This is a genomic window from Terriglobus saanensis SP1PR4, assembly GCF_000179915.2.
GTDB classification, from domain to species: domain Bacteria; phylum Acidobacteriota; class Terriglobia; order Terriglobales; family Acidobacteriaceae; genus Terriglobus; species Terriglobus saanensis.
Window position 1 is genome coordinate 357,746 of the sequence record NC_014963.1, and the last position, 25,553, is coordinate 383,298.

Below are 25,553 nucleotides of genomic sequence, written 5' to 3' on the forward strand. Positions count from 1 at the left end.
CAGGTCAGATTTTGAGGAAGATCCGTTTGCGGTAGAGCGGGTAGACGATCAGCCAGCAGACGGCGACGAAGGTGAGCGAGTAGATCAGCGACGACAGGCCAGTGCTGGAGATGGTGTGGTTGAGCATCTGGATATAAGGGCGCTTGATGTTGACGCCAGGGGCGACGTGGATCGCACTCAGAAGGCTGTCGCCCACTTCGGAGACCATGTAGGCCGCGATCGCATTGGTGCCGAAGACGAGCGCCGGTTTGTAAATCGTGGGATGCGTCGGGTCGTCGGCGCGGTCGTTCTTCCTGCGGCCAAATCGATGGATATCGATGAGATAGATGAAGAGCGCGAGCAGAAGAAGGCTCCAGCCACCGGCCCAGAGGGAGAAAGAGCTGGTCCAGAGCTTCTTGTTGATAGGAAAGGCGAGGTGCCAAGCGCCACCGAGGATGAGGAAGCTGATGCCCGCGTATTCGATGCCTTTGGCTTTCTGCATCGTGGAGCGCGAGGTGCGGAGCCAGATCCCGGCAAGGATACCGAAGAGAGCAGTCGCCACGGCGGGAATGGTGGAAAGCAGGCCTTCGGGATCGCGGGTCTTTTCGTAGAGATGCGACGCGCTGAAGATGTGGCGGTCGATGTAGGCGACCAGATTGCCATCGGGATCGTTGATCGGTATCTCGTGCGTCGGCGTACCGAAGCCCGGGATGGGGATGAAGCGCATCAACGCCCAGTAGCCGACGAGGCATGCCGCGGCTGCGGCGGCAAGGATAAAGGCGCGCTGCTTCAGGTCGCGCACCAGAAGGTAGAGGCTGCCGACGATGAAGTAGCAGACCGCAATGCGCGGAAGCACACCGTAGACGCGCAGTGTCTGGAGATGAAAGAAAGGCGCGTTGTTGACGATCAGGCCAAAGAGAAAGAGCACTGCGGACCGCTGCAGAGTGTGCAGGAAGATGGTGGACTTGGCGACTCCGCGCGCGAGACGGGCTTCGGTGGAGAGCACAGTAGACAGACCGACAAGGAGCAGGAAGGTTGGAAAGACGAGGTCGGTGGGCGTGAAACCGTTCCACTTGGCATGCTGCAAAGGAAAGAAAGCGCCTTCGCCCGTCTGGTTATTGACCAGGATCATGAAGCCGATGGTGACGCCGCGCAGGACATCGAGCGAGAGCAGGCGCGCGGGTTTATGCGTCGTGCGCGCGGCGGAGTCGGTACGAATGACGTCGGTGTCGATGGTCCGGGAGATCGTGGGATCGTTGGTCATGGGTCTCGCTTGTGCCAGAGATAGGAGTGGTTTTGGTTCTGAATTTCAGCTATCGCCGAAGCATATCAGTCGAAAGTGAGATTGTTTCCGTATAGGACGGGGATAGGACCTGCTTTTATTACGGCTGGGTGTCCGGAAAAGTCTCCCGGAAGTGCAGGCAGGCCTTCCACTGCGCGTCCGAAGCAGAGAATCGGAACGGAAAGGCCACCGGCGCATCCTGTTATAATCGATCGTGGTACGGCGGCTATAGTTCAGGGGTTAGAACGCGGGTCTGTGGTTCCCGATGTCGAGGGTTCAAATCCCTCTAGCCGCCCCAATTTTTCTCCTCCCCGCCCGGTGGGCAAAGGCTCCTCTTGCAGATAAAGAAGACAGAGCAGAGTGCGGGTGGTTTGTATGTGGGTACGTCCGGGTGGGCGTACGCAAGCTGGAAGCCGGAGTTTTATCCCAAGGCTGTCCCGGCAAAGAAATTCCTGGAACACTATGCGACGCGGCTGAACTCCTGCGAGGTGAACTACACCTTTCGGGCGCTCCCGTCTGCGACGCAACTGGAAAACTGGCTGGCGGCTGTGGGCGCGCCAGAGTTCCGCTTTTCCTTCAAAGCCCCGCAGGGAATCACGCACTTCAAGCGATTGAAGGACTGCGGCGAAGTGCTGGAGGCGTTTCTATCTTCACTGGAGCCGGTGCGACAGGCAGGCAAGATCGGTTGCGTCCTCTTCCAGCTGCCACCGAACTTCAAAAGCGATGTCGAACGGCTGCGCGATTTCTTAAGCCTGCCTGCTATGAAGCGAGCGGGCCAGATTGCCTTTGAGTTCCGCAACGCCTCGTGGTTCTGCGATGAGGTCTATGCGGTGTTGCAGGAGTATGGCGTAGCTGTCTGCATCGCAGAGAGTGATGACCTTGAGACGCCGGAGAGCTTCACCGCTCCGTTCAGTTGCTATCGGCTGCGGATGGCGGGTGGATACGCGGACGCTGCGGTAACGGCATTTGCGGAGAGGTTCGCTGCGCTGAGCAAAAAGCGCGAGGTCTACGTCTACTTCAAACATGAGGATGAGCCCACAGGCCCGCTCGCCGCAGAGCAGATGCTGATTGAGGCGCGCGCGCTTTGACCTCAGCCCTGATACAGGAGTTCGAGCCTCGGTGGTGGTTGCGGAACGGACACCTCCAAACCATCGTCGGAAACTTCCTTCCACGCAAAAGCCGTCTGGCCGCGCCGGTGACGGAATTCGTGGATGTGCCTCTGCCTCCCGAGATGCGCGAGAGGCACGGAAGCGATGCGCTTATTGCAAGCAGGATTGTCTGTCACTGTCACTGGCAGCCGGAAGAAGTGCGTGCCGAACGAATGACGGTCGTGCTGGTGCATGGCCTGGAGGGCTCCTCGCATTCGCAGTACGTGGTGGGCAATGCGAACAAGCTTTGGGACGCAGGCTGCAACGTGGTGCGGATGAACATGCGCAACTGCGGTTGGACGGACGCTCTGAGCGGCACGCTCTATCACTCGGGTTTGAGCTGCGATGTCCTCGCGGTGCTGGAATGGCTGATCGCGCACGGCATGCGGAAGATCGCGCTTGCGGGCTATTCGATGGGCGGCAATATGGTGCTGAAAGCCGCAGGGGAACTGGGCGCAAAGGCCCCTGCGGAGTTGAAGGCGGTGGTCGCGGTGTCTCCGCCGATGGACCTGCGCGAGAGCGCCGATGCGCTGGGACTGAAACAGAATTGGCTCTATGAACGTCGATTCATCAAAGCGCTGAAAACAAGATACCGACGGAAGCGGGCCCTGTTTCCCGCGGTGTTTCTGCCGATGAAGATGGAGAGGGTGAAGTCGATCCGTGATTTCGATGAATTCGTGACGGGGCCTCAGTGCGGTTTTACAGGGGCGAACGACTACTATGCGCGTTCAGGCGCCGCGCTGGTCGCGAACCGAATCGCCATGCCGACGTTGGTGCTGCACGCATGGGACGACCCGTTCATCCGGCTGACTGCAGCCACGCGCGCGAAATTGCTGGCGAATGAGTGGATCACGCTGGTGGAACCACAGCACGGCGGCCACTGCGCGTTTCTGGCCGAGCCTGCGGAAGGCTACGATGGGTATTGGGCGGAGCATCTGCTTCGAGAGTTCGTCATGGAGCGTATGGATGCTGAGTGAGTGGAGCGCGGAATGTACAGCAGACGATCCGTGGATCGAAGTGCCTTGGCAGAGCGAAGATGGAGCACTGCGCTGGGTGGACCTGCGCGCCGATCCGGATGCGCTCGATGAGATTCACGAGGCAGACGAGCATCCCGCGTTATTGGCGGCCCTGCGAACGCTGAACGCGACACGGTCGCCCGTCTTCACTACGAAGTGCGATGCGTGGGCGATGGAAGAGGAAGAACTCGCCGCCGCGCGTTTCGACCTCATGCTGGACGACGAAGTCGCCCAGGCGGGGATGGTGAGCTACATCGACCTGCTGTGGAGAGAACGCGGCATCTTCGCCTCCCGCCACCGCGCGGAACAGATGATGCACCGGATGGAACGCCTTTCCCGCGATCTGCCCGCCTCGCTGGCCAAGGTAGAGTTCGTCCTGCGCCCCGCCGTGATTGACCTGGACGGAGTACAGGAGGGCTACGGCGTCACCGTATACGTGAAGGGCTGCGGCGTAGACCGGTACGAGGCAGAGCAGCGCTGGGGCACGGGTCTCCGCGAGGTAGCCCGCATGATGCGCGGCGTGGACCCAACTTCGAAGTAGCTCTGCCGCCTCACTTTTTCGATGGAAGATGGAAGGCTGGCCAGCCTGTGGGCGAAGGCTTGAGCGGTGTTGCAGGATCTCGCTCCCATCGCAGCACCTGCTGTCGCCACGGCTCTCCCTGATAGGCGGACTTCGTTCGCAATGGAAGCAGAAGGTAGTCGACCGCACCCGAAAAAAACGCAAGGGCAAGCAGGACACGGGCAGTCGTTCGCCGCCACGTGGCTGTGATGGCAAATGCGGCGGCAACGATGGCCAGTTCTATGAGGACATTGGGTGTGAAGGCGTAACGCTCCCCTCCGCCTGGACCGACATGATTGAGTCCGCCATCCAGCGCTAATGAGGACTCCAGGAGAGCAAGCCATAAGGCAGTCAGTAAAAGAAGCTGGGCCGTGCGCTGCCGACGTAGGAGATAAAGAAGCCCGCCGACCCCGACAATCACGGCAAACCAAGTCGCAAGCAATGTGGCCGTGCTGAAGTGAAAGCGATTCAACAGCACCAAGTAAATGACCTTAGCTACGAGGCGGTTCAGGAAGAGAAAAACGAACTGCTTGTTGAAGAGAACCGGACCGATCGTGAGCGGGTTGAAGTGGACGATGCGGTTCGCCGTGGTCGTTGTCAGAGCGGTGCCGACCTGCAAGAGAGCGCCAACGCAGACAACGACGGCCTGCACCATCTCGTCTCGCCGCCGCCGCACCAGGGAGCGCAGGACAAAAAACGGCGCAAGCAGCGTGGTGAGAGGACCGCTCAGGACAGCTACGGCAAGTCCGAGATTGCGAGGAATCCGCAGACGAGAAGCGTTGGAGAGCAGGATGACGGCGGCGAAGATGCCGAAGTAAAACTCACTGTTGATGAGGTTGAGCCACGGCTCGATGCAGGGCGGCGTAAGCAGGAGTGCAAGGACTCCTGCGGTCTTCGCGGCCCGCGTTACAAGGAATTCAGCCTGGTAGATGAAATAACCCGTCACAAGGAGAAGCAGAACGGCTGACCAGGTGAAGAGAAGCGCCACCATCGTGAGCGGGACGCCATGGACTGCGACCGCCGCGAAGAAGTTATCCCAGATGGAAAAGTACCCAAACTGCGGCGCGAGCAGGACGGTGAAGAACGGTACATTCCACGAATGGATAAGAAAGACGGAGGACTCTTCCGCCCAGACGCGCCCATGGATCAGGATGGGCGGACACCGCAGAAAGGCTCCCGCAAAGAGCAAAAGCAGGGCGAACCATAGACCCATGGGACGAGAAGAGATGCGACGTTCTGAGTTCAGGTGGGTCGATTGAGCCATCCGGAAAGTATATGGATCTGACTCGACCTCCGCGGCGCTGCAATCGTTGTCTATTCAAGTTTTGTCTTGTGCGAAGTAGAATGACCACAGTGGACGAGTAGCTCAGCTGGATAGAGCATCTGCCTTCTAAGCAGAGGGTCGCAGGTTCGAGTCCTGCCTCGCCCACCATAAAATCAAAGCTTCTTCAGCCTTTGCTTAATTCGCGCGAGCTTTCGCGTGCCCATGAAACGCTTCCCAAATTTGCTGCAAAAACAACGCAGCGACAACCGCAGCCATAGCCTGCGTCTCAAATCGAAACCGCATATTCTCCCCAGTCTCCACGAGATTGGTCACGACGAAGACCCAGACAATCGTCCATCCCAGCAGAATCGTCATAACGCGGCGATCAGGGCTCGTCTTCCAGAAAGACCATTTTGCGACGGATGCTAACGCGGTCATCGCCAGCAGAAAAAGCACAATCCCGCCCAGGCAGAGCCGCTGGAAGAGCTGCATCGTAGTTGAGTGGTCTTTCGGAGCGGCCTGATCGGCGGGGCGGTAGTCGCTGCGGAAGTCGGGAGGTAGGCCGAAGAGATTGCAGCAGACTCGATCGAGCGTATGGGTGACTTTCGCCAGGCGACGGTACTGTCCCGCAGCTTCGTTCTGCGAGATCAGGAAGTAGCGCGAGGTCGGCTCAAAGTAGAGCCGGATGCTCGCGATGGCGTCCGTGGACAGCGGCTGCGGGTAGTGCCGCAGGAGAAAGCTGACGTCCTTCGCCTGTGCTTCGTGCATACGCAGCAACGCGAGGGAGTTCCAGTTCGCCGCGCCTCCGACCGACTTCGTCAGGCTGTCCAGCTCAGGCACGCCGCGCTCCTGAGCGCGCCAACGTGTCTTCAGCCACTCGGTCTCTTTTTCTGCACCTTCAGCTTCCGAGTAGGTGAAGGTCGGGAGCTTTCCCTCCGCTGCCCACTTCGCCACGGCGGGATCTTCAGCCTTCCAGTGCTTCGCCACACTGTAGGGGAGCCATGTGCTGGTGGCGAAGTGATGGAAGAGCACGAGGTTTTTCAACGGCCATAAGAGCGAAAGCCCAATGAAGACGAGCGAGGTCAGCGCGGTGCGCCGGCGCGCCTCCGGGATAAACCACCAGAGCAGGGCACACAGCACGGCAAGCCAGATCCATTGATAGGTCGCGCGAACGAGCGTGAGGGCAAGGCCTAGACCCAGGGCAGCGCAGAGCCATCTCCGCGTCCGCAACTGCACGTAGCAGGTCAGCGCAAAAGCGAGCAGGCAGAGCATCCCATAGACCAGCTGTGTATACAGAGCGTCGAACTCGTACAGAATCGCCGATGGATTCAGCATCAGGATGAGCGCGATGGCAAAGCCGATCAGCGGCTTAAGCCTGAGTCGAACCAGGGTGGAATAGACCGCCAGCGCAGCGGCCAAACCGAGCAGGATCTGACCGCCGAGAAGAACCCAGCCGATCGCATCGGGCGCCGTCTTCAGAGCCAGACCGATCAGGGCGTTATAAAGAGGAGGCTGGCCGTGAAGATGCAACAGGCCTCGCAGAAGATGGTGGTGGAGCACGTCAAAATCCAGTACCTGCCAAAACCAGACCAGCTCGATAGCGGAGTAGCGAAGGCCAGCCGCCAGGGCAAGGCCTCGGCTGAGCAGAAAGATGGCCGTCAGTAGCGCCGGATAAAGGTAGCGTGATTTCCCGGTGAGGGGCGATCGAACAGTCATCCCTCTATTCTGGGTGATCTTCGACCTTTAGTGTTCCTTTTTCAGGAACAATGCCGGCGCATGCGAAGCAACGACCGTCCGATTGCGTCCGGACTGTTTGGCATCGTAGAGCGCATGGTCAGCCATGCGAAGCAGTTCGTCCACACTGCTTGCGGGATAGGGGAACATGGCCAATCCGATCGACAAGGAGATGTGGCCCAGCGGCTGCCCTTTAAATTGGATCCTGAGAGCACTGATTTGCTCGCGAATTTTCTCCGCGCGCTGCAAGGCCATCTCCGCCGTGATTTCGGGAAAAATGATGACGAACTCTTCTCCTCCGTAACGACAGACGATGTCTTCCGTACGAACGGACTGCAGGAAGCAGGCGCCTACTTCGCGAAGCACGACGTCTCCAGCTTCGTGACCGAAGGTGTCGTTAAAGTCCTTGAAGTGATCTACGTCCAGGAGCAGGACGGCCAGGGAAGAGCCGCGTCTTGTAGCGCGGTGCAGTTCGCGTTCCAAAGCCACTTCCATAAAGCGGCGGTTGAAAAGACCGGTGAGGACATCGCGAATCGACTGGCTCTCCAGCTTGGCGCGCAGATTGAGCGCGGCGATCGTCATCGAAGCCAGCTCGACCATCTCCTCGATGAGGACCAGACGATCGCAGGCCAACTGGGCAATCTCTTCCGTCGGAAATTCGAGATACGTAAAGCCGATAGTCTCGCCCTGCGCGGCGAGAGGGATGCAGAGGTAGTTCTCCGGAGGTACGCCCGCAAAGTGGCTGCAGTGAATCTCGGATTCGCCGGGTTTGCGCCAACGGGACCTTCCCGTGCGAAGACCGCAGCACGTCTCCAGGGCAAATCCATCGGAAAGAGAGTTCGGTTCACCCCACGTGGTCATGATCTCCATCAAGGTGCGGGAGTTGTTGAGGATCACGGTGGCCCCTCGACTGCCTGGCACCAGTTCGTGGAGATGCCTTCCCGTACATTTTTGGGCCTCGAGGGAGGTGACACAGAGCTGAAGTTCGTCACGGGAGGATTTGAGGAAAACAGAATCAGCGCCGTGGCGTTTGAGCTTTTCGACGGTACCTTCCAGCCGGTCATTTGCGATTGAAATCTGTGTTTCAAAGGCTCGGCGGCGCAGAGCGTCCCGGATCAGGAATGCAAACAGAACAACGATCACGACCAGCGACGAACCAAGAAAGAAGATACCCAGAACCAGGCTGCGTGTCGTGGCTTTCTGGGTATCGTCGGCACGCTGTGTCAGAAGTCCGTGCTCCTCGTCTTGAATGACCGTAATTGCGCTACGGCTTTCGCGAAGTTCACGGTCGGGGATCTCTCTCGATGTCTTTGCAGCGTCGAGGGCGTGAGCTAGGCCGTCGATTTTAACATCCAGGTCCTTCGCATGCTGGGTCTGCGAGGGGTTGTCTCGGACGAGCGTCTCTAAGTTATCGACACCCACCCGCATGGCTGCGGTAGTTGACTGGGCATTGCTGAGATGCCTGTCATCTCCGGTCGCTCTATAGAGTTGCATCGAAGCACTGACGCGGTCCAGCCTTTGCCCCTGGTTTTGGAGCAGTGTAAGAACACTGTGGGAGTGCTCAAGCCAAACTCGCGCATCGGCCATATGCTGATTATTCGCATACCCCACCGTGGCCACCGCACAGGTAAAGGCGATCGCGCCGAATGCGGAGAGCACCAACAGAGGAACGACCCGGCCCACCCGCATCGGAGCGCGCAATACTTGATCCATCGAAAGCTTATCCGACACCTAAACGCCTCTCGCATTAGAGTACGAAGCCAAATGCAGGGCGGTTTTAGTGAAAGTTGCTTTCTTCGGGGTAATGCTACCCAACGGACATACCCTCGCAAGCTCCACCAGTTGGGCGGGGCTTGGTTCCGAATATTTTGAGGAGATCGAGTTCTTGATCACAGGCGCTCGTTTTGTGAGTAGGTGAATCGTAACCACCTTACGGCTAGAAACTCTGTTTCTCAATGGCACCTTTGTGCCATTGAGAATGGAGGTTTGCCCGCTGCCTGCGCTTTGGTGCTTACCCTTCGAGGACGAAATCCCGGCTGTGATCGGTGGGATGCAGGGGCTTGTATTTCGTGCGGTCCCCCGTGAGGTGGCGGAGAAGGGCCAAAGCAAGCAGTCCAAGCGCCAGGGTGCAGACGCCGTTCCACTTGTAGTGCTCCCACGCAAGCGTAGAGAGCGTGGAGCCCATAGCGCCGCCGGTGAAGTAGACCACCATGTAGACCGTGTTGATCCGGCTGCGCGCCTCGGGCAGAAGCGAGAAGATGCGTGTCTGATTCGCGATCTGGACGCACTGCATGCCGATATCGAGCAAAATCACGCAGACCGCCATGAAGATGAGGTGGAGCGTGAAGGGAGTACGGAAGCTTTCGTTCAACCAGAGGCCTGTGTAGGCGGTCGCAAAAACGATCAGGCCGCCCGTAAGCACCCAACGCGGTCCGTGACTGTCGGACTGCCTCCCTGCAAACGAGGCCACGAGTGCGCCAGCCGTACCCACCAGACCGAACGTACCGGCAACGCCTGCGCCCAGACCGTGTGTGCCGAGAAGGAAGGCAAGCGTGTTCCAGAAGCAGGAGAACGCGGCAAAGACAAGGCCGCCCATGACGGCCGCTTCCCGCAGGAGCGGTTCCCTGCGAACCACCGCATACAGGCTGCGCATCGCGTCGGAGTAGCTCAGCTTGCGCTTCGGGGGAAGGCTGGGCATGTAACGCCGCATCGCCGGAACGAAGGCTGCGTTGATGATGGCGGCGAGGAAGAAGACAGTCCTCCATCCAGCAAAGTGAAAGAAGTGATGTGAGAGATCATTGAGCCATCCGGCAAAGGTGCGTGCGAGGAGAACTCCTAGAAGAAGACCGCTCATCACGATCCCGATGGCGCGTCCACGCATGTGCTTCGGCGCAATGTCCGGAGCGATGGGAAGGGCAATGTGTGTGACCGAAGCGAGCGCACCAGCAATGGCGGAGGCAGCAATGAGCAGAGGCAACGTAGGCGCAAGGGAGACGAGCAGCAGAGCCACCGAGACGGCTCCGTACAGCTTCATCATCAGGCCGCGCCGTTCGGCGATGTCGCCCATGGGAACGAAGCAGAGAAGTCCGATGGCGTAGCCCACCTGTGTGGCGACGGCCACGAGACCGGCCTTGCCTTCGCTCACATGGAAGGTGCGGCCCATCTCGAGCAGAAGTGGTTGGTTGTAATAGATGGTGGAGACGCCGACACCGCAGGCGAGACCGAGAAAAGGTAGCTGCGCTTTGTTGGAGGGCGGACTTTTGGGAGAGGGCATGGCTCTCTTTAGTTTACCGACCCCATACCGAATCCGTGTTTGGCGCATTCCGACGTCGCTCAGATATCATCGCGATCATGCGCTTTCTTTCCAAATATTGGTCGTCGGCCCTGATCGTTGCGGTGTTGAGTTCCTTCTCTCAGGCGCAGATGACGTGGCACGATATGGGCGCTGCGACCGCCCCGACGCCTCCAGAGAAGCTGCCGCCGCCGCTGCGGATGACTGGGATAGGCAACGGACATATCGCGATTACGACCTCCAATCCCGAGGCGCAGATCTGGTTTGACCAGGGCCTGAATCTCCAGCACGACTTCTGGGACTATGAAGCCTCAAAGGCGTTTGAGCAGGCCATACGCCTCGACCCGAACTGTGCCATGTGCTGGTGGGGGTTGGCGCAGGCGATCGACTTTCGCGGCAAAGAGTCAGACACCCTGGTGGCGGAGGAGCTTGCGCACGCAAAGAAGTGGAAGTCACACGTGACGCCTGCGGAGAAGCTCTACATCGAAGCATCGCTCGCCCAGCAGAAAGACGACAAGAAAGAGTCGAAGAAGAAGACAGATCCGAAGGTGCATCACGACTCCGCAGAGACGAAGAAGCTGCGCAAATTAGTGGCGCTTTATCCCGCTTCGGATCAGGCTTCCATCCAGACAAGGATCTTTCTGGCTGGTTCTTTGCGCGATGGCTTTACCCATGGCGAACCGAATGCGGGAACAGCGGAGGCGCAGAGAATTTTGGCGCAGTTGATCCTGGAGTATCCCAACGACACCGCTTCGCTGCACTACTGGATCCACGTAATCGAGCCGGGAAATCATCCGGAGCTGGCGCGCGATGCGGCCGTGCGCCTGGGCGCGATGGTGCCGACAAGCGGACACATGGTGCACATGCCCGGACATATCTTCTACCTGCTGGGCGACTACAACCGCGCACAGGTCTCCTTCGCTGCTTCGACTGCGGTAGATGAGGCGTACATGCGCGCGCAGAACGTCTCGCCCGATGATGACTGGAACTACGTCCACAACCTGATGTACTCCATTGCGGACCTGCTGGAGGCGGGACGCTTTGCGGAGGCGGACGCGCTGGCATTGAAGACAGCACCTGCGCATGGCACTCGTCCAACGACACTCTATGTTGGATCCCCGCGCGATGGCATCTCGCGACTCGATCCCGCTCTACCTTCGGCCCTGCGTTCCGCGAACTGGACCGTGGCAAAGACGCTGCTGGAGAAGAGCACGGCGCCCACGATGTTTCCAAACCTGGGTGTGCTGCGCGAAGGCCTTCTGCAGTATGCGAAGGGTATGCAGGCATTGGAGACCAAGGACCTGGCTTTGGCAAAGTCCGCTTCGACCGAGATGGAACGCGCTGTGAAGACGAGCGTCGGGGACAAGTCGGCTCACCCCATGGGGGCCATGCCGGGCATGAAGAACGACCCGCGCGATGCCATGCTCTCTCCGATTCATAGCTATCTTTCGATTGCAGCGCTGGAGCTCTCTGGTGGCGTTGCGATGGAAGACGGTCGCGCTGCGGATGCCGATCGTGACTTTAAAAAAGCAGTAGAGATGGAAGCGGCACTCTCGTACCGCGAGCCTCCCACCTACCTTCGACCAGCTGCGGAGACGCAGGCCGATTCGTTGATGCGGGCGGGTCGATTTGCCGATGCGCGTGCAGCGTTGGAAGTCGTTGCGAAGAAGCGTCCCGAGTCTGGATTTGCTCTCTACGGCATTGCGCGCGCGGACGAAGCCACAGGGAATGCGGAGACAAATGCGTCCTATGCCAGGTTTCTAAAGGCCTGGTCGCAAGCGGATACAGGCCTCCCTCAGATGGTGCATGCACGAGCCTGGATGGAGAAACACGCAGCAGGGATTTGAGATTGTTTGTGCTGTACCGTGCGTTGTTTCGTTCTGTACACTGGGGACGGGTTCGATTGTGTCCCCGACCCACCCCCGGGTGACTGCGAATCCTGCGCTCCCGTAGAGCTTGCTCTGCGGGAGCGCCTAATCAGCAAAATACCTTTCGACTGCCGTGCCCCATTCTTTCGCAGCTTCATCGCGAAAGGGTGGGGTCACGCAGAGCGCACAAACCAGATCCCTCAGGAAGCCCCAACCGGGTGCCCCATACATCGCGTACTTTGCGATGTGTGGGTATGCGCAAAGCGCATCGTTCGCTCAAAGAGCGACCCCAGCGAAAGCAAGACAGCGGAGGGACCTTTAAGCGGCAGGCGGAATAAGTCCGTTGTCGTCCCGGAAGGGATCTGCTTTTACCTCATTGAACGGAGGGAGCGGACCCGGATCTCTCGGTTTAAGCGCAGCTTCGATGTGGCGGCTGACATCGGCCTGGGCAAACTGAACGGCGACGCGAATGGCATTCATAATCGCGCGCTCGTTCGAAGATCCGTGGCCGATGATGCATGCACCCTGAACGCCGAGCAGCGGAGCTCCGCCATACTCGGAGTAATCGAGACGGCGCTTGAAGTCCTTGAAGGCGCGACGCGAAAGCAATGCACCGACCTGCGAGGTGATCGTTGCCTTGAGCGCCTGCCGCAGTTCGTCGGAGATAAGCTTCGCCAGACCTTCGATCGTCTTGATCGTGACGTTGCCCACAAAGCCGTCGCAGACGACGACATCCACATTGTTCTGAAAGAGATCGCGGCCTTCGACGTTGCCGATGAAGTTGATAGGCAGCTCACGCAGCAAGGGAAGAGTCTCCTTCGTCATGGCGTTGCCCTTAGAGTCTTCTTCGCCGATGGAGAGCAGGCCGACGCGGGGCTTGGCGATGCCGAGCACGCTCCGCGCGTAAATCTGTCCCATCAGGGCGAACTGAACGAGGTTCTGCGGATCGGAGTCGACGTTTGCTCCCACGTCCAGAAGGACGCAGGGCGTTCCAGCGCCGGTAGGCAGGATCGTGGCAAGGGCAGGACGGTCGACGCCATTCAGAGCGCCGAGCACCATCTTGGCCGTAGCCATGGCCGCGCCGGTGTTGCCGGCAGTCACAAAGCCGCGGGCCTTTCCTTCGCGCACGAGCTTGAGCCCGACGCGCATGGAAGAGTCTTTTTTGGAACGGACAGAGCTTGCGGCCTTGTCGTCCATGCTGATCCACTCGCTGGCGTGGACGATTTCAATGGGCAGGTTCTCGCCCTTGAGGTGAGCTCGCAGCGCGGGACGGATTTTATCTTCCGGACCCACGAGGTGGATACGGACGGGCAGATGACGGCAAGCCAAAATGGCCCCACGGAGCTCAGGCTCGGGGGCCTTATCGGATCCCATCGCGTCAAGAACGATGTCGACAAGCATCAGGCGGGTGATGTCCCTTGAAATACGATGGTTAGCTGGCTTGCTTCACTTCGATGACGGCGCGTCCCTTGTACTCGCCGCATTTGGGGCAGGCGTGATGGGGAAGCTTAAACTCATCGCAGTTAGTGCAGCGGGAGACACCCGTGGGGGTAAGAAAGTCGTGCGAACGGCGCTTGGCCGTACGCTGCTTCGAATGGCGACGCTTGGGATTAGGCATCGTGTGTTTCCTTTCAACAAACCAACCCTGACCCTTCACGCAATCTGCGTGTGAGGAGCAGAGTTCATCCATCAGAAAAATTTTGTATTGCCCTTGGTACGCTGCGGAGAGTTCAAGCCACGCAGATCAATTCTGTTTTGACTTTATCGCACCTGCAAGACCGGCCAGCGCACTCCATCGCGGATCCGCCGGGGCGGCTTCGCAGTTGCATTCTGTTTCATTCCGGTTCTGGCCGCAGTGCGGGCAAAGTCCCTTGCAGCCTGGCTTACAGAGAGAGCGATCCGGAAGGGAGAGAAGCACCTGCTCCCGAACGACGTCTTCCAGCACAAGTCCGCTCTGTTCATAATACCCGATTTCTGTCTCGGCCTCACTAATTGCTCGTTCGCCGGATCTCGCATCGACACCGGTCGGCCGAAAAATCAGGTCGAAATCGCCGGAGACGTCCTGCTCTCCGGGCTCCAGACAGCGTGCGCAGAGGAGTTCAAAGCGTCCGGAGAACTTGGCGCGGAGACGAATATCTTCAATGATTTCTTTGGGGCCGCCGTGCTCTTCCAGAATCTCGGCGGTGCCGGTCAGGTTGAGTGGGCTGATCTGACGTATGTCTTCGGCGTACGTGATGGCGTCCGGAAGGATGGAGACGTCCAGGTCGAGCGGGTCAGGACGGAGGTCGATTGGTTTAATGATCGTCATGGTGCCCTCCTGTCCTCATTATCGCAGGATGCGGCCTGGGAGCGGAGAAAAGAGACGGGATCCAAAGAATCCTATGGATTTTGGTAGGCGGAAAGCTAAAGTGTTCGGATTTGCGGAGTTTCCGTCCGATCAATTTTTGGTTTAGTGCTTATAAAACATGCATTTACGGTTTGGTTCGGGAAATGCTTTAGGTATAAGCGTTGAGCAGTAGCGTAAAAGCGCATTGCATCATGATCTGCAAAGGCTGCAGGAACGAATCGGGTCCATAGATGTCTCGATCGCCCGGCTGGCGCAAGGGTTTCGCATGACGAAACCGAAAATATTCAGGAGGCCAGTGGCTGGCCATTGGCAAGAGAAGTGCGGAGCAGAAAGGCCATCGCGGGCGCGGTGGCCTTTCTGTTTTAAGCTTGACGCTGCTGCATGGTGGCCTATCTCCGGAACCGTATCCAAACTCGGAACTTGCGAAATGCTAGGGTGAGTGCTAGTATCACGATTGCTGGATCGCGCGGTTGTAGCCCATGTACCTGGGACTTCTCAGACGGGCTCACCAGAACGCCAGATCTTGCACGGGTACAAAGTGGGTCGCGATGGGCGACACCTTGACGATGCGACCGATCATAGAAGACACCCGGTGGGACTTCTGAAATTGATCCTCGCCGAACCTATGTTTTTCTTTAGTAGTGTTCTTTTTGAGTAGAACTTGATCATCGTTTCTTCCGACCTTCACATTCCGGCTTAGCGTGCTTTGACGTTCTGCATCCGCAGGGCGGCAGCGTGTGGTTGTGTGTGTGCGGCGATTCGAAAGTACGAAGTAACCAGGAAGTGGCAATGAGTTCAGAAGCGAATCTCCCCGAGGCTCCCATGCCGCAGGGACCCCCTCCTCCGGTGCAAGCCGGGATAGAGAATGGTGGCGAATCTGGCCAGCCAGGTGCAGCTAACAAGAACCGCCGCCGCCGCCGCAAGCGGAAGAAGCCCGGCGTAGGCGAAGCTGGCGCCACGGGAAGTGGCGAAGCGGTAGGCAGCCTATCTGCTTCTGGCGATGGCGAGGCCGGAGCAAGTTCGAACGGTGCCGCAAACGGCGCGTCGAACGGAGCTTCCAATGGGACCCCCGTGCAAGCCGCAGGCCAACCCAATGGACAGCAGCGCACCCAGAACAACGGTCAGGCCCAGGGTCAGAGCAACGGACAGGGAAAGCGTTGGAAGAAGAAATTTCGCCGTGCAGGTGAAGGCAGTGGTGGCGGTGAGAACCGTCCTCCTCGACCGGAGCCGGGCAACAGCATCCACGCGGGCGGTCAGGGACAGCGCCGCGGACGCAGTGGCAGCAATGGCGGGAAGCAGCAGCGCGGACCGCGCAGCTTCGTCGGTCCCATGGATCACAGCTACCGCGAGGCGAATGGCAACTTTGCCGAATCACCCCGTTCGACGATCGAAGTGCACGGCAACGTGCGCCGCGGCGGCGGACAGCAGCACTACAACCAGCATCGCGAAGATCGCATGCCTGCGGAGTTGCTGACCAACTACCGTCCCGTCGCGATTCCGGAAGATGCACCGACGCACATCTATTTCTTTGTCGATGACCTCTTCGTCACGGCGAAGGTGACCGAAGCCGCAAAGAATCAGGGCGTCAAGGTCGCCTTCATCAAGGCGGACAAGGACATCGTCGCCCAACTGGTCGACATGGAAGAAAAAGACCATCCGGCGTTGATTGTGGTGGACCTGAACAACGCCAACGCCAAGCCCCTGACGCTGATCCCGAAGTTGAAGGCCAAGCTGAAGAAGGGTACTTCCATCATCGGTTTCCTCTCGCATCTGCAGGGCGACCTGAAGGCAAAGGCCGTTGAAGCGGGCTGCGACACCGTCATGGCAAAAGCCGCGTTCTCACAGAACCTGCCGAATCTTCTCCGTCGTTATGGCGTAGAAGACGAGGAAGAGCAGAACTTCAACCAGTAAATTTCAATGCTGGAAAAAGGGCAGCGACTTCGGTCGCTGCCCTTTTTGCTGTTGGAAAATTCTGTTTTAGTCTTGAAGGTCCTTGTTAACGCTTTCCCTTGATTGCGATGAAGATTTTGGCGCCTGCGCTGGAATGCTGCTCGAAGTCATAGGTGAAAGCTCTGCGTTGGTCGGGATGATGAGCAAAATACTGATAGACCTTCATCCATGCCGCCTTGATCGCATCCGGAGAGCTGGTTCCAGAGGAGAAGACAAGGTATCGCGCGGCCGGTATAGGAATAGCCTTCATCTTTGCCGGAACTTGCTGTTCGGGCTGAACGGATTTTCCGAGAATGAGGTCGTAGGCGCCAGTTTCGTCGCTCTCGTAGTTGGTATAAACGGCGTAGATGGTCTCTTGCTCGATCGCTCCGGGAATGGCTTCTGCGCCGCCGTGCATGAACTGGTTCCAAAGCGGCCCAATTTTGCCATCTTTGCCAGACATCTCTACTGCATTCGTCGTGCGAACAAACGAACCGATGACGGTGAATGCTGGTACTTCGGCAACCTGTGGTGAAGACGGGTCTATGGTCTTACTTTGTAAAGGCATAGGGCTGCTGTCCAGCAGGACGACCGAGAGCAGGATTGCCGGGAGTCGTGACATGCTGACCTCCAATGCCCCATATTAAAACGCCAAATCTATCCCGGAGGCCAGTGCATTTGCCGACCACCCAGAACATGCAGGTGGAGATGGTGGACAGTCTGTCCGCCCTCGTCGCCGGTGTTGATGACGGTGCGAAATCCGTTGGTGAGACCCTCTTCTCCAGCGACTTTTGCAGCGATGAAGACGAGATGCCCAAGAAGGGCCTCATGGGTCTCCAGAGCGTGCGCCTGCGAGGAGACGTGTCCCTTCGGGATCAGGAGAACATGCGTGGGAGCGACGGGGTGGAGATCGCGAAAGGCGAGGCAGAGGTCGTCCTCATAGACCTTCGTGGCGGGAATCTCGCCCGCGACAATGCGACAGAAGATGCAGTCAGGTTCCATCGAGAGATTTTACTTCTTGAAGAACTCCGGCTGTTTGCCCGGTTGCCAGGGATCGTAGCTGGCGGCGAAGGCGGCGCGGCTGGCGATGGAAGGATGGCTTCCGGTCCAGAACTCCACGAAGGCGTTCGGGTTGGGGTCGACGAGGGAGGCCTCGCCGAGCTTCTGGAACGCGCTACGGGCCGACTCCTGGGGATTCTGGACGATGCCGTGGACGGCCTCCATACCGTAGACGTCTGCCTGGTGCTCCATCGAGCGCGAGAAGCCGTTGGTGACGGGTTCTATGAAGAAGCCAAAGATGGAGAGGGCGAGCATAAGGACGGCAAGGGAAGCCCAGTCGCTTAAGCTTCGAACCTGCCACGAAGTTCCATAACGGGAAATGGCCCAGTCGATGAAGAGCTTGGCGAGAAAGAGTGTGACGAAGAGGACCGCGATGGTGAAGGCAATGCCCCTCCAGATATGGTTCAGAACGTAGTGTCCCATCTCGTGGCCGAAGACGACGGAGGTCTCGTCGAGGGTCAACTTGGCGATGGTGGTATCCCAGACGACGACGCGCTTGGAGGCGCCGATGCCGGTCACGTAGGCGTTCATCTGGGTGGTCTTCGAGCTGGCGTCCATCCAGAACATGCGCGCCGGCGGGATTACCAGGCCGCCACGGGCGACGACTTGTTCCAGCCGGTTCACGAGAGCGGGTGCCTTCGGCTGCAGCGATTCGTACTTATTCATCAGGGGCTCCAGAACGACCGGAGCGATGAAGACCAGGAAGACAATGGTGGGAATAGAGGCGCCCCAGAAGATCAGCCACCACTTCTGCGGTGCCTTGCGGAAGATGTATTTGAGGAGAATGGCAGGCAGGTACGACAGCGCCATGCCGATCAATAGGCCCTTGGTCTGGTCCCAGATCCAGCCTCCCCAGGTTTGCACGCTGAGGCCATATTTGAGCGACACGGTGTGCATGTAGAGGTCGATGGGGAGATCGATGACGGTGAGGAGCACCAGAAAAAGCGGCATATAGATCAGGCACTGGATCCAGACGTTCGAGCTGATGTTCTCTGCAATATTGCGAGCCCGTGCGAAGACGCCGAGCGAAAGCAGCACAATCAGGGCGGCGATGTCCCATCCCGCCTGCGCGAAGTGGACGATGTCGCGGATGCGCGAGACCTTGATGGCCTTCTGGAGCTTGTCTCCGGAGAGAGAGTAAGCGGGGGTTCCGCTCGTCTGTGCACTGGGCGCTGGAGGTGCCTGCTGCGCTCTGGCTGTCGCGGCGAAAGGCAGAAGCGACAGAAGCAACAGAAAGATTTTCAGCGAACGCAGCATCGTTTTCGTCTCCGCGAGGTCTTTGCAAGAGATTCTTCCACGATTGACGCCGGGCGAGCGAAAGAATACTGCGATGGCGCGTTTCCGTTACACTCACACCACGCCACGGGTGCGTCCCGTGCGTCTCTAAACTATGCAGATTTTTCGCGTCGTACCCGCTGTTGCTCTCTTTGCTTCCTTTGTCTCCCTCTCTGCTGTCGCTGCGGATCCCACCCCGCCGGTAAAGGCAGACAGCTCCGTGCTGCTCTCCGCGATGGACGCGGAACTGCAGCGGGCCATGTCGTCGCTTGGGAAGGGTGGGGCCGACCAGCCTGCGCCGTACTTCCTCTCCTACGCGGTGGCCGATGCGACGACGCTGAATCTTTCGGCGCAGTACGGTTCCATCACCAGTTCGAATGAGAGACATAGCCGTTCCGCGGATGTGCAGGTGCGCATCGGTACGACGCAGCTGGACAACACCCACGGCGATCACCGGCCGTCGGGTGTGACCACGATTCCTCTGCCGCTGACGGACGACCGCGCGGCGATTGAGCGCTCGCTCTGGTTTGCCACGAACCGCGGCTACGGCCGCGCGTTGGACAGCTATCTCAAGGTCAAGACCGACCAACAGGTGCGGGCGAAGGAAGAGGATTCGTCCAACGATTTCTCGGTGGAGAAGGCGGCGACCTCTGGCATCGCTCCGGGATCTTCGTTGTCAGTGGACAAAGCCGCCTGGGAGAAGCGCCTTCGCGAACTGTCGGCGGAGCTGCGGGGCTATCGCGGGATCTTCTACTCTGTCGTCGCCCTCACGGTAAACAATGAGAGCGATTACTTCCTCTCCTCGGAAGGCACGCGGGTTTCCACGCCGTATCACAACGCGCGCCTGGTGATTGTGGCGCGGGCACGTGCCGACGATGGCATGGATCTCTTTCGCGTCGAGACGTTTGAGGCCGATACCGTAGCGCATCTTCCCAAGCAGGCTGAGCTTACGGAAAAGATCGAAGCGATGGCGAAGAACCTTGAGGCGCTCCGCATCGCTCCCGTCACGGAGCCGTACAACGGCCCTGCGATTCTCAGTGGCCGTGCCTCTGCAGTCTTCTTCCACGAAGTTCTGGGGCATCGCCTGGAAGGGCAGCGTCAGCGCGGAGACGAAGAGGGACAGACGTTCACCAAGATGTTGAACAAGCCGATTCTGCCCTCGTTCCTTTCGGTGGCCGATGATCCAACCCTCTCGGACTTCCACGGCACACCCTTGAGCGGACACTACGTCTTCGACGATGAAGGTCAGGCCGCCCGCCGCGTGGACCTGATTACCGATGGAACGCTGAAGACATTCCTCATGTCGCGTCTGCCGATTGCCAGCTTCTCGGAGTCGAATGGCCATGGCCGCGCGCAGAGCGGACGTATGCCGACGGGACGACAGGGCAACCTGATTGTGACCTCGACCAAGACCGTAAGCGACGATGAGTTGCGCAAGATGCTGATCGCCGAAGCCAAGAAGCAGGGCAAGCCGTACGGGCTTTATTTTGAAGACATCTCTTCCGGCTTTGCCGTAACCAGTCGACGCAGCCCGCAGGCGTTCTCCGTCATGCCGTTGGTCGTGTATCGCGTCTATGTGGATGGACGACCGGACGAGCTGGTTCGTGGGGTCTCCATCGTAGGAACGCCGCAGGCCGCGCTGAATCGCATCGTGGCGACGGGCAACCATCAGGACATCTTCAACGGCGAGTGCGGAGCGGAGTCGGGAACGGTCCCAGTAAGTGCTGTCGCTCCCCCCATGCTGGTGACAGAGATTGAAACGCAACGGCTGGCGCAGGGAACAACTCGCCCCCCGATTCTTCCTCCACCGGCTTTCGATGATGACGCGCAGACCAAGAAAGAGGTGCGCTAATGCAGATTCTTTCTCGTAGTTTGATGGTGGCGGCGTTGGGCGTGGGATTGGTTGCGGGTGCGCAGGAGACTGCGCACGATACCGTGCAGAACGACAAGATTCTTGCGGCCATGAAGGCGGAGCTGGACCGCTCTGTGCAGAAGCTTGTACTGCCGGGGATGGAGAAGCCTTACTTCATCGAGTATCGTCTCGAGGACATCGCGCAGTTTGAAGCGTCCGCGAACTTCGGCGCGCTCGTCCGCAGGGACAAGTCGCATCAGAAGGTCCTCCGTGTAAGTCTGCGCATTGGCAACTACAAGCAGGACAGCAACAGCGCACGCGGGGACGGTGTGGTGCAGGTGGCTCCGGAGGACGGCGAACCCACTGCGCTTCGCCAGAGCCTGTGGTTTGCCACCGACGAGGCCTACAAGAACGCCCTGCGAAACTATGCGGCCAAGCAGGCTGCGCTGAAGCGTTTCCAGACACCACCGACGGCGGACGATTTTTCCGCGGTCAAACCCGTGCAGTACGTCGAACCGCTCGTGCACCTGTCTCTCAATGAGGACGAGTGGACGAAGCGGATCACCGTTGCCAGTGGTCTCTATGCCACCGACCCGAAGGTTAAGACGTTTTCTTCGGAGGTCCAGTTCTCTTCCGCAAGCGTGCGCGGCATGGCGGTGAATCGCTACACCGTGAACTCCGAAGGAACGCAGATGCGGAAGGGCTATACGGTCTATGCCGCAAGCGTTTCTATCGCCGGGCAGGCACCGGACGGCATGCGCCTCTCGCGCGACAACGGAACGACGGCGGCGGTGCCTTCTGAACTGGAATCGGATGCAGCGTTTCACGCGCGTGTGATTACGGACATCGAAAGCCTGCACGCCCTGCGCAACGCCCCTGTGGTGGGCGAGGATTATCACGGGCCGGTGTTGTTCTCCGGCGATGCCGTTGCCGACATCATGAACCGTCTCTTCGTGCCAAACGTGGAAGCCGACAAACCTGATCCGGGAACGACGGCGCGCACGCAGGGAGCGTATACGTCGAGCTATCACGCGCGCGTGCTGCCGGAGTTTCTTTCGGCGACGGATGATCCCCTCATGAAGACCTTCGCAGGAAAGCACCTTCTGGGCACGTATGCGGTGGATGACGAGGGCGTGCCAGCGGAGAAGGTGGACGTTGCGGTGGACGGTATCCTGCAGCATTACCTGATCAGCCGTGCTCCGGTGAAGGACATTGCATCGTCGGATGGTCATGGCCGGTCGGCCCTTGTGCAGCCCGCGCAGTCACGGTCGGGCGTCATGCTGATCCAGAGCACGAAGCCTGTGAACTCTGCAGAGCTCGAGCGCCGTTTGGTCGCCATGGCGAAGGACCAGGCGCGGGACTTTGTGTATGCCACGGAGACGCTCGGAGGCGAGCTGGTTCCGAGGATGCTCTACCGTGTGTACCCGGATGGACATCGAGAACTGGTGCGAGGCGCGGTCTTCGATGAACTCGATCTCCGCAGCCTGCGGTCCGATGTGATTGCTGCAGGAGACGATCCGTACGTGTCGATGACGATCACGCCGATTCCACAGACGACGATTGCGCCTTCGCTTTTGTTTGGAGACATTGGCGTGAAGCGGGCAACGCAGGAGCAGGAGAAGGTGCCTTACTACCCGCCTCCGGCAGAGTAATCTTCGTGCCCCATTCTTTCGCGGCTGCATCGTGAAAGGGTGGGGTCGCGCAGAGCGCACAAACCTGATTCCTTAGGGAACCCGGGATCGGGTGCCCCATACATCGCGTTCTTTGCGATGTATGGGTTATGCGCAAGCGCATCGTTCGCTCGAAGAGCGACCCCACGAAACTTGAAAAACAGATTCCTTCGCTATGCTACGGAATGACAAAGAGGTGAAGGAGAAAGTCGTGGCACGCTTACCCACCCTTTCGCGATAAGAAAGAATGGGGCACGAAATTAGATCCCTTCGCTCCGCTACGGGATGACAAAAGAAAAAGGGCTGGCCAGAAAAGTTCCTCTGGCCAGCCCTTCCTGTTGGTGAAGCTTACTTCTTAGGAGCAGCAGGAGGAGCAGGGGTGTCCTTCATGTTCTCCGGGGTGCTGATGGTGGGAGGTGTTGCAGCTTTGAGGCTCGTCTGGAACTCCTTCGTGGTCTCGCCGAGCTTCGGCTGAAGGTCTTTGAGGACGCCCTGGAAGAGCGCGTTGGTCTGTTCGCCGACGGCCTGGGTTTTGTCTACGAAGACCTTGCCTGCGGGCGAGCCGTAGAAGGCTATGATGCTGTCGAGCTCAGAGTCCGTGAAGTTCGAGGCATAGACGTCGGCCAAGGGCTGGCGGAGCTTCGCGTAATCCAGAGCGGAGGTCGTCATGGCGTCGATCTTGGCGGTGTAGTCGGTCGCGAGCTTCTGCTGTTCCGGCGTCTTGCCAGCCTGGGCTGCCTGCTCCTGGGCGAGGGAATGAATGCGGCGGCCCGTATTGGTGAGCATGGTCTGGAGGCCGCTGTCGAGTTTCAGCAGGACGAGGAGCTGTTCCGCCTTCGCGCGCTTCGCAGGTGTGATGGGTGCGGCCGCAGGAGCAGGAGCGGCAACGACTGGCTTGGCTGCGGAGGGAGCGGTCTGAGCCTCAACAGTCGCGCAGGCGGCTGTGAGAACAAGTGCCAGAGGAAGAAAACGACGCATGTGGGTGGAGACTCCGAGGGTAATTTGCATGTCTTGGTAAGTGTAGAGCGGTTGTGGCGTTCCTGTTTGGACGGGCAGCCGAGAAGATTGTTGTTTCTGGCTAACTTTTGCTTTCAAGGGTTCGATCTGGGAAAAATCAGGAAATCTAAAATCAGTCGATCTCCGGCAGAATGTGCAGCTTACGGCGAGTGGCGCGGAAGATGAGGTGGACGATCAGACCGATGGCTCCGCCGAGGATCGTGGCTTCAATCCGATGAGCGAGGACGACTTTCTCCGGCAGGCGGACAATCGCCAGGATAAAGCAGACATAACCGGTGATGCAGACGACAAACGCTCCATAGTTGACCCGGAGGAGACAGTACCCGGCAAAGAGGAAGAGCAGGACGAGGAGCGCCAGCGTCTCTCCTGTGGGCCGAACGAAGACAATCAGGACGGTGCAGAGACCCGCTCCCAGCAGCGTTCCCACGAAGCGGTGGACCGTTCGGAGGGTGGTGAGGGCGAACTCCGGTTTAGGCAGAAGAATCGCCGTCATCGCCACCCAGTAGGCGTTGCCGAAGTTACGCGTGCGGTAGACAGCGACCGCAATCGCCATGGTAACGGCCATCCGCAGGGCGAACTGAAAGTGAATCGACTTCGGCGCGAAATGGGAGAGGAAATACTCCCAGCGCAGCGTGGCGGGGTCGAAGTTCGGATCGGTGAGAGTGGAGGTTGCACGGGGCACGAACCTCCAGAAGATGAGGATGGCAAGCATCTCCAGAACGCCACCGCAGAACACGCCCGCACCGCGCAGGAGTGCCTGGTGAAGCGTATCCGTAGGACTTCCGGCAGACGCTGGAGCGGCGGACGAGATGATAAGAAAGACGCAGCACTCCATGCCGACCCAGGCAGCCGCCGGGCCAAGTGAGTTCGCCATGCCGTACAAGAAAGCCCAGAGGATGGCGATGGCGGCGAGGAGCAGCGTGTGGTCGCGCGCGGCTGCGCCCACCATGGCCGAAATCGTGATGCCGACGGCTGCTGCGAGCATCGGACCCCAGCGACGGAAGAGTGGCTGCTGGAACGAGCCGAAGCCGACACACATGGCTCCGCTGGAGAGCAGAACGCCAGTGCCGGGATAGCCGAGACGGATTGCAACGAAGAGCGGAATGCCGATGGCAGGCATACAGAGAAGCGCGTGCAAGGGCTCGCACTGCGTCCAGTCGAAACGGAAGACCTTCTGTCTTATGGAATCTGCCACTAGGGGTACGATGCCGGAACGGACGCAGGCATTACTTCCCGCGTTTTCGTGAACGCTTCATGCAGTAAAAAGATACGTCCGCAATCGGGACTGACAGGAGTTCCAGAATGGATCTCAAGAGAAGAAACGCTCTCTGCATCCTGTTTCGGCGATGAAATAATCGCTGTGCTTCCGGACGATGCGGTAACGCTGGAGGGGCTCACTAAAGGACGACTTTCGCCCCGACAAAGCGGAACACCCCAGCATAGCGCTGGGGTGCTCAGTCAGATCCGGAGGTAGCTATGGCCAATTGGTTCAAGGTCAAAGCTACGGGTTCAGTGGAAGTGCCAGGACTAGTGATCCTCGCACTCTTCGCCGTGCTTGTAGCAGTTGCAGTAGCGACAATTCGATTGTTGTGACTGTAAGGCTATAAAACCGACCTCGGATGGTTTCCCGCCCATCCGGGGTCTTCTTGTCTTATGAGATGCGTTTTGAGAATGGATGTCAACCAATTCTCTTCAGGATTTTTCGTCATGCAAAAAGAGCCGAAGCGATGATCGCCCCGGCCCTTTTTGTTGTTGCGTCTGAGCTTACGCGCCTTGCGTAATGACCTTGGGAACGTCGATCCCCAGGGCTGTGGCGAGGTCGTGCTGGTGCTCCTGTTCTTGCACGAGGATCTTGCGGATCTGCTCTGCGAGGGCGAAGTGGCCCAGGGCCTCGGCCTGCTTGACGCGCTGGCGGTAGGCGGCGATGGTTTCGGTCTCGTTGTCGAGGTCGAAGCGAAGCATCTCTTCCGGCTTGTCGGAGAGTTTGACTTCTTTCGGGGTAGCCGTGGGCATGCCGCCGAGATAGTCCACCTGGTCCGCAATGATCAGTGCGTGCTGCAGCTCTTCCAGTGCATGCTTCTTCAGTTCCGCGGCAATGTTCATGTACTGTGCGCCCTTGAGCACGGTCGAGTACACGGTGTAGGCGATTACGGCCTGGTACTCGCGGGAGAGATCTTCATTGAGCGCGTCGATCAGGTCCTTGAGCGCTTTGTCGTCGTTCTTTTCGTCTGCCATCATTTCTCCTCAATGTTGCTGTGTGGT

At 58.9% G+C, this 25,553-nt stretch carries 21 protein-coding genes and 2 tRNA genes; 9 read left to right on the forward strand and 14 right to left on the reverse strand.

The genetic code is table 11. The features are described 5' to 3' along the window. Positions 1 to 4 precede the first annotated feature (4 nt). Positions 5 to 1,243 (reverse strand): acyltransferase family protein, encoded by a 1,239-nt coding sequence (locus tag ACIPR4_RS01520; RefSeq protein WP_013566882.1) that lies wholly within the window; start codon positions 1,241 to 1,243, stop codon positions 5 to 7. 240 nt (positions 1,244 to 1,483) lie between these two features. Here ACIPR4_RS01520 and ACIPR4_RS01525 point away from each other — a divergent pair. The 4 genes from ACIPR4_RS01525 (at position 1,484) to ACIPR4_RS01540 (ending at position 3,966) form a co-directional block, all read left to right on the forward strand. Further along, a tRNA-His gene (locus tag ACIPR4_RS01525) sits at positions 1,484 to 1,559 on the forward strand. Positions 1,560 to 1,596: 37 nt separating this feature from the next. Next, positions 1,597 to 2,349: a DUF72 domain-containing protein gene (locus tag ACIPR4_RS01530; protein WP_013566883.1), complete on the forward strand. Its 753-nt coding sequence runs from the start codon at positions 1,597 to 1,599 to the stop codon at positions 2,347 to 2,349. Beyond that, entirely contained in the window at positions 2,346 to 3,386 is a 1,041-nt protein-coding gene (locus ACIPR4_RS01535; RefSeq protein WP_013566884.1) for a YheT family hydrolase, read from the forward strand. Before ACIPR4_RS01530 ends, ACIPR4_RS01535 begins: the two co-directional genes overlap by 4 nt. Further along, positions 3,376 to 3,966 carry a hypothetical protein gene (locus tag ACIPR4_RS01540; RefSeq protein ID WP_013566885.1) on the forward strand — a complete coding sequence of 197 codons (591 nt, stop codon included), beginning with the start codon at positions 3,376 to 3,378 and terminating at the stop codon, positions 3,964 to 3,966. The genes ACIPR4_RS01535 and ACIPR4_RS01540 overlap by 11 nt, the downstream gene beginning before the upstream one ends. Positions 3,967 to 3,976: 10 nt before the next feature. Here ACIPR4_RS01540 and ACIPR4_RS01545 read toward each other — a convergent pair whose 3' ends face one another. Continuing rightward, positions 3,977 to 5,248, reverse strand: coding sequence for a hypothetical protein (locus ACIPR4_RS01545; protein WP_041585869.1), 1,272 nt, complete (start codon positions 5,246 to 5,248; stop codon positions 3,977 to 3,979). 91 nt (positions 5,249 to 5,339) lie between these two features. Between ACIPR4_RS01545 and ACIPR4_RS01550 the strand changes: the two genes are divergently transcribed. Next, a tRNA-Arg gene (locus ACIPR4_RS01550) sits at positions 5,340 to 5,416 on the forward strand. Positions 5,417 to 5,443: 27 nt separating this feature from the next. Here the strand turns inward: ACIPR4_RS01550 and ACIPR4_RS01555 are convergent. From ACIPR4_RS01555 to ACIPR4_RS01565, 3 genes are all read right to left on the reverse strand, one after another. Next, a complete protein-coding gene (locus ACIPR4_RS01555; protein ID WP_013566887.1) occupies positions 5,444 to 6,964 on the reverse strand; it encodes a hypothetical protein in 1,521 nt (506 codons plus the stop codon). A gap of 27 nt (positions 6,965 to 6,991) precedes the next feature. Then, the gene (locus ACIPR4_RS01560; protein ID WP_049780756.1) at positions 6,992 to 8,695 is read right to left on the reverse strand and encodes a sensor domain-containing diguanylate cyclase; all 1,704 of its coding nucleotides are present in this window, start codon (positions 8,693 to 8,695) and stop codon (positions 6,992 to 6,994) included. 298 nt (positions 8,696 to 8,993) lie between these two features. Further along, positions 8,994 to 10,256 carry an MFS transporter gene (locus ACIPR4_RS01565; protein ID WP_041585870.1) on the reverse strand — a complete coding sequence of 421 codons (1,263 nt, stop codon included), beginning with the start codon at positions 10,254 to 10,256 and terminating at the stop codon, positions 8,994 to 8,996. Positions 10,257 to 10,333: 77 nt separating this feature from the next. On the opposite strand from ACIPR4_RS01565, the gene ACIPR4_RS01570 reads away from it, so the two are divergent. Beyond that, entirely contained in the window at positions 10,334 to 12,121 is a 1,788-nt protein-coding gene (locus ACIPR4_RS01570) for a tetratricopeptide repeat protein (protein WP_013566890.1), read from the forward strand. Positions 12,122 to 12,460: 339 nt separating this feature from the next. Here ACIPR4_RS01570 and plsX read toward each other — a convergent pair whose 3' ends face one another. The 3 genes from plsX to ACIPR4_RS01585 all read right to left on the reverse strand — a co-directional run bounded on the left by plsX (position 12,461) and on the right by ACIPR4_RS01585 (position 14,450). Further along, positions 12,461 to 13,543, reverse strand: a complete 1,083-nt coding sequence (gene plsX, locus ACIPR4_RS01575) for a phosphate acyltransferase PlsX (protein ID WP_013566891.1) — start codon at positions 13,541 to 13,543, stop codon at positions 12,461 to 12,463. 31 nt (positions 13,544 to 13,574) lie between these two features. Further along, a complete protein-coding gene (rpmF, locus tag ACIPR4_RS22005) occupies positions 13,575 to 13,760 on the reverse strand; it encodes a 50S ribosomal protein L32 (protein WP_013566892.1) in 186 nt (61 codons plus the stop codon). Positions 13,761 to 13,886: 126 nt separating this feature from the next. Beyond that, a complete protein-coding gene (locus ACIPR4_RS01585; protein ID WP_013566893.1) occupies positions 13,887 to 14,450 on the reverse strand; it encodes a YceD family protein in 564 nt (187 codons plus the stop codon). 828 nt (positions 14,451 to 15,278) lie between these two features. Here ACIPR4_RS01585 and ACIPR4_RS01595 point away from each other — a divergent pair. After that, positions 15,279 to 16,400, forward strand: coding sequence for a dermokine domain-containing protein (locus tag ACIPR4_RS01595; RefSeq protein WP_013566894.1), 1,122 nt, complete (start codon positions 15,279 to 15,281; stop codon positions 16,398 to 16,400). 85 nt (positions 16,401 to 16,485) lie between these two features. Here the strand turns inward: ACIPR4_RS01595 and ACIPR4_RS01600 are convergent, their stop codons facing one another. From ACIPR4_RS01600 to ACIPR4_RS01610, 3 genes are read right to left on the reverse strand one after another with little or no spacing between them, the layout of a single operon-like run. After that, on the reverse strand, positions 16,486 to 17,040 hold the full coding sequence (locus ACIPR4_RS01600) for a GyrI-like domain-containing protein (RefSeq protein WP_013566895.1): 555 nt from the start codon (positions 17,038 to 17,040) through the stop codon (positions 16,486 to 16,488). A gap of 35 nt (positions 17,041 to 17,075) precedes the next feature. Further along, positions 17,076 to 17,420, reverse strand: a complete 345-nt coding sequence (locus ACIPR4_RS22335) for a histidine triad nucleotide-binding protein (RefSeq protein ID WP_013566896.1) — start codon at positions 17,418 to 17,420, stop codon at positions 17,076 to 17,078. Positions 17,421 to 17,429: 9 nt separating this feature from the next. After that, positions 17,430 to 18,734, reverse strand: coding sequence for a M48 family metallopeptidase (locus tag ACIPR4_RS01610; RefSeq protein ID WP_013566897.1), 1,305 nt, complete (start codon positions 18,732 to 18,734; stop codon positions 17,430 to 17,432). A 133-nt stretch (positions 18,735 to 18,867) separates the two neighbouring features. Here ACIPR4_RS01610 and ACIPR4_RS01615 point away from each other — a divergent pair, with 133 nt between their 5' ends. Both ACIPR4_RS01615 and ACIPR4_RS01620 read left to right on the forward strand, forming a co-directional pair. Continuing rightward, complete coding sequence (locus tag ACIPR4_RS01615; protein WP_013566898.1) at positions 18,868 to 20,604, forward strand: TldD/PmbA family protein; 1,737 nt, start codon at positions 18,868 to 18,870, stop codon at positions 20,602 to 20,604. Then, positions 20,604 to 22,256 (forward strand): metallopeptidase TldD-related protein, encoded by a 1,653-nt coding sequence (locus ACIPR4_RS01620; RefSeq protein ID WP_013566899.1) that lies wholly within the window; start codon positions 20,604 to 20,606, stop codon positions 22,254 to 22,256. Before ACIPR4_RS01615 ends, ACIPR4_RS01620 begins: the two co-directional genes overlap by 1 nt. A gap of 366 nt (positions 22,257 to 22,622) precedes the next feature. Here ACIPR4_RS01620 and ACIPR4_RS21365 read toward each other — a convergent pair whose 3' ends face one another. The 3 genes from ACIPR4_RS21365 to ACIPR4_RS01635 all read right to left on the reverse strand — a co-directional run bounded on the left by ACIPR4_RS21365 (position 22,623) and on the right by ACIPR4_RS01635 (position 25,526). Next, positions 22,623 to 23,252, reverse strand: coding sequence for a DUF2059 domain-containing protein (locus tag ACIPR4_RS21365; protein ID WP_049780757.1), 630 nt, complete (start codon positions 23,250 to 23,252; stop codon positions 22,623 to 22,625). Positions 23,253 to 23,403: 151 nt separating this feature from the next. Then, on the reverse strand, positions 23,404 to 24,486 hold the full coding sequence (locus tag ACIPR4_RS01630; RefSeq protein ID WP_041585873.1) for an FUSC family protein: 1,083 nt from the start codon (positions 24,484 to 24,486) through the stop codon (positions 23,404 to 23,406). Between the two features lie 569 nt (positions 24,487 to 25,055). Next, the gene (locus ACIPR4_RS01635) at positions 25,056 to 25,526 is read right to left on the reverse strand and encodes a ferritin-like domain-containing protein (protein ID WP_013566903.1); all 471 of its coding nucleotides are present in this window, start codon (positions 25,524 to 25,526) and stop codon (positions 25,056 to 25,058) included. Between the last annotated feature and the right edge of the window lie 27 nt (positions 25,527 to 25,553).

Excerpts from the sequence above, each read along its gene's own strand:
- ACIPR4_RS01520 (WP_013566882.1), bottom strand. The coding sequence starts at position 1,243 with ATGACCAACGATCCCACGATCTCCCGGACCATCGACACCGACGTCATT.
- ACIPR4_RS01540 (WP_013566885.1), top strand. The coding sequence starts at position 3,376 with ATGCTGAGTGAGTGGAGCGCGGAATGTACAGCAGACGATCCGTGGATC.
- ACIPR4_RS01545 (WP_041585869.1), bottom strand. The coding sequence starts at position 5,248 with ATGGCTCAATCGACCCACCTGAACTCAGAACGTCGCATCTCTTCTCGT.
- ACIPR4_RS01555 (WP_013566887.1), bottom strand. The coding sequence starts at position 6,964 with ATGACTGTTCGATCGCCCCTCACCGGGAAATCACGCTACCTTTATCCG.
- ACIPR4_RS01560 (WP_049780756.1), bottom strand. The coding sequence starts at position 8,695 with ATGGATCAAGTATTGCGCGCTCCGATGCGGGTGGGCCGGGTCGTTCCT.
- ACIPR4_RS01565 (WP_041585870.1), bottom strand. The coding sequence starts at position 10,256 with ATGCCCTCTCCCAAAAGTCCGCCCTCCAACAAAGCGCAGCTACCTTTT.
- ACIPR4_RS01570 (WP_013566890.1), top strand. The coding sequence starts at position 10,334 with ATGCGCTTTCTTTCCAAATATTGGTCGTCGGCCCTGATCGTTGCGGTG.
- plsX (WP_013566891.1), bottom strand. The coding sequence starts at position 13,543 with ATGCTTGTCGACATCGTTCTTGACGCGATGGGATCCGATAAGGCCCCC.
- rpmF (WP_013566892.1), bottom strand. The coding sequence starts at position 13,760 with ATGCCTAATCCCAAGCGTCGCCATTCGAAGCAGCGTACGGCCAAGCGC.
- ACIPR4_RS01585 (WP_013566893.1), bottom strand. The coding sequence starts at position 14,450 with ATGACGATCATTAAACCAATCGACCTCCGTCCTGACCCGCTCGACCTG.
- ACIPR4_RS01595 (WP_013566894.1), top strand. The coding sequence starts at position 15,279 with ATGAGTTCAGAAGCGAATCTCCCCGAGGCTCCCATGCCGCAGGGACCC.
- ACIPR4_RS01600 (WP_013566895.1), bottom strand. The coding sequence starts at position 17,040 with ATGTCACGACTCCCGGCAATCCTGCTCTCGGTCGTCCTGCTGGACAGC.
- ACIPR4_RS22335 (WP_013566896.1), bottom strand. The coding sequence starts at position 17,420 with ATGGAACCTGACTGCATCTTCTGTCGCATTGTCGCGGGCGAGATTCCC.
- ACIPR4_RS01610 (WP_013566897.1), bottom strand. The coding sequence starts at position 18,734 with ATGCTGCGTTCGCTGAAAATCTTTCTGTTGCTTCTGTCGCTTCTGCCT.
- ACIPR4_RS01615 (WP_013566898.1), top strand. The coding sequence starts at position 18,868 with ATGCAGATTTTTCGCGTCGTACCCGCTGTTGCTCTCTTTGCTTCCTTT.
- ACIPR4_RS01620 (WP_013566899.1), top strand. The coding sequence starts at position 20,604 with ATGCAGATTCTTTCTCGTAGTTTGATGGTGGCGGCGTTGGGCGTGGGA.
- ACIPR4_RS21365 (WP_049780757.1), bottom strand. The coding sequence starts at position 23,252 with ATGCGTCGTTTTCTTCCTCTGGCACTTGTTCTCACAGCCGCCTGCGCG.
- ACIPR4_RS01635 (WP_013566903.1), bottom strand. The coding sequence starts at position 25,526 with ATGGCAGACGAAAAGAACGACGACAAAGCGCTCAAGGACCTGATCGAC.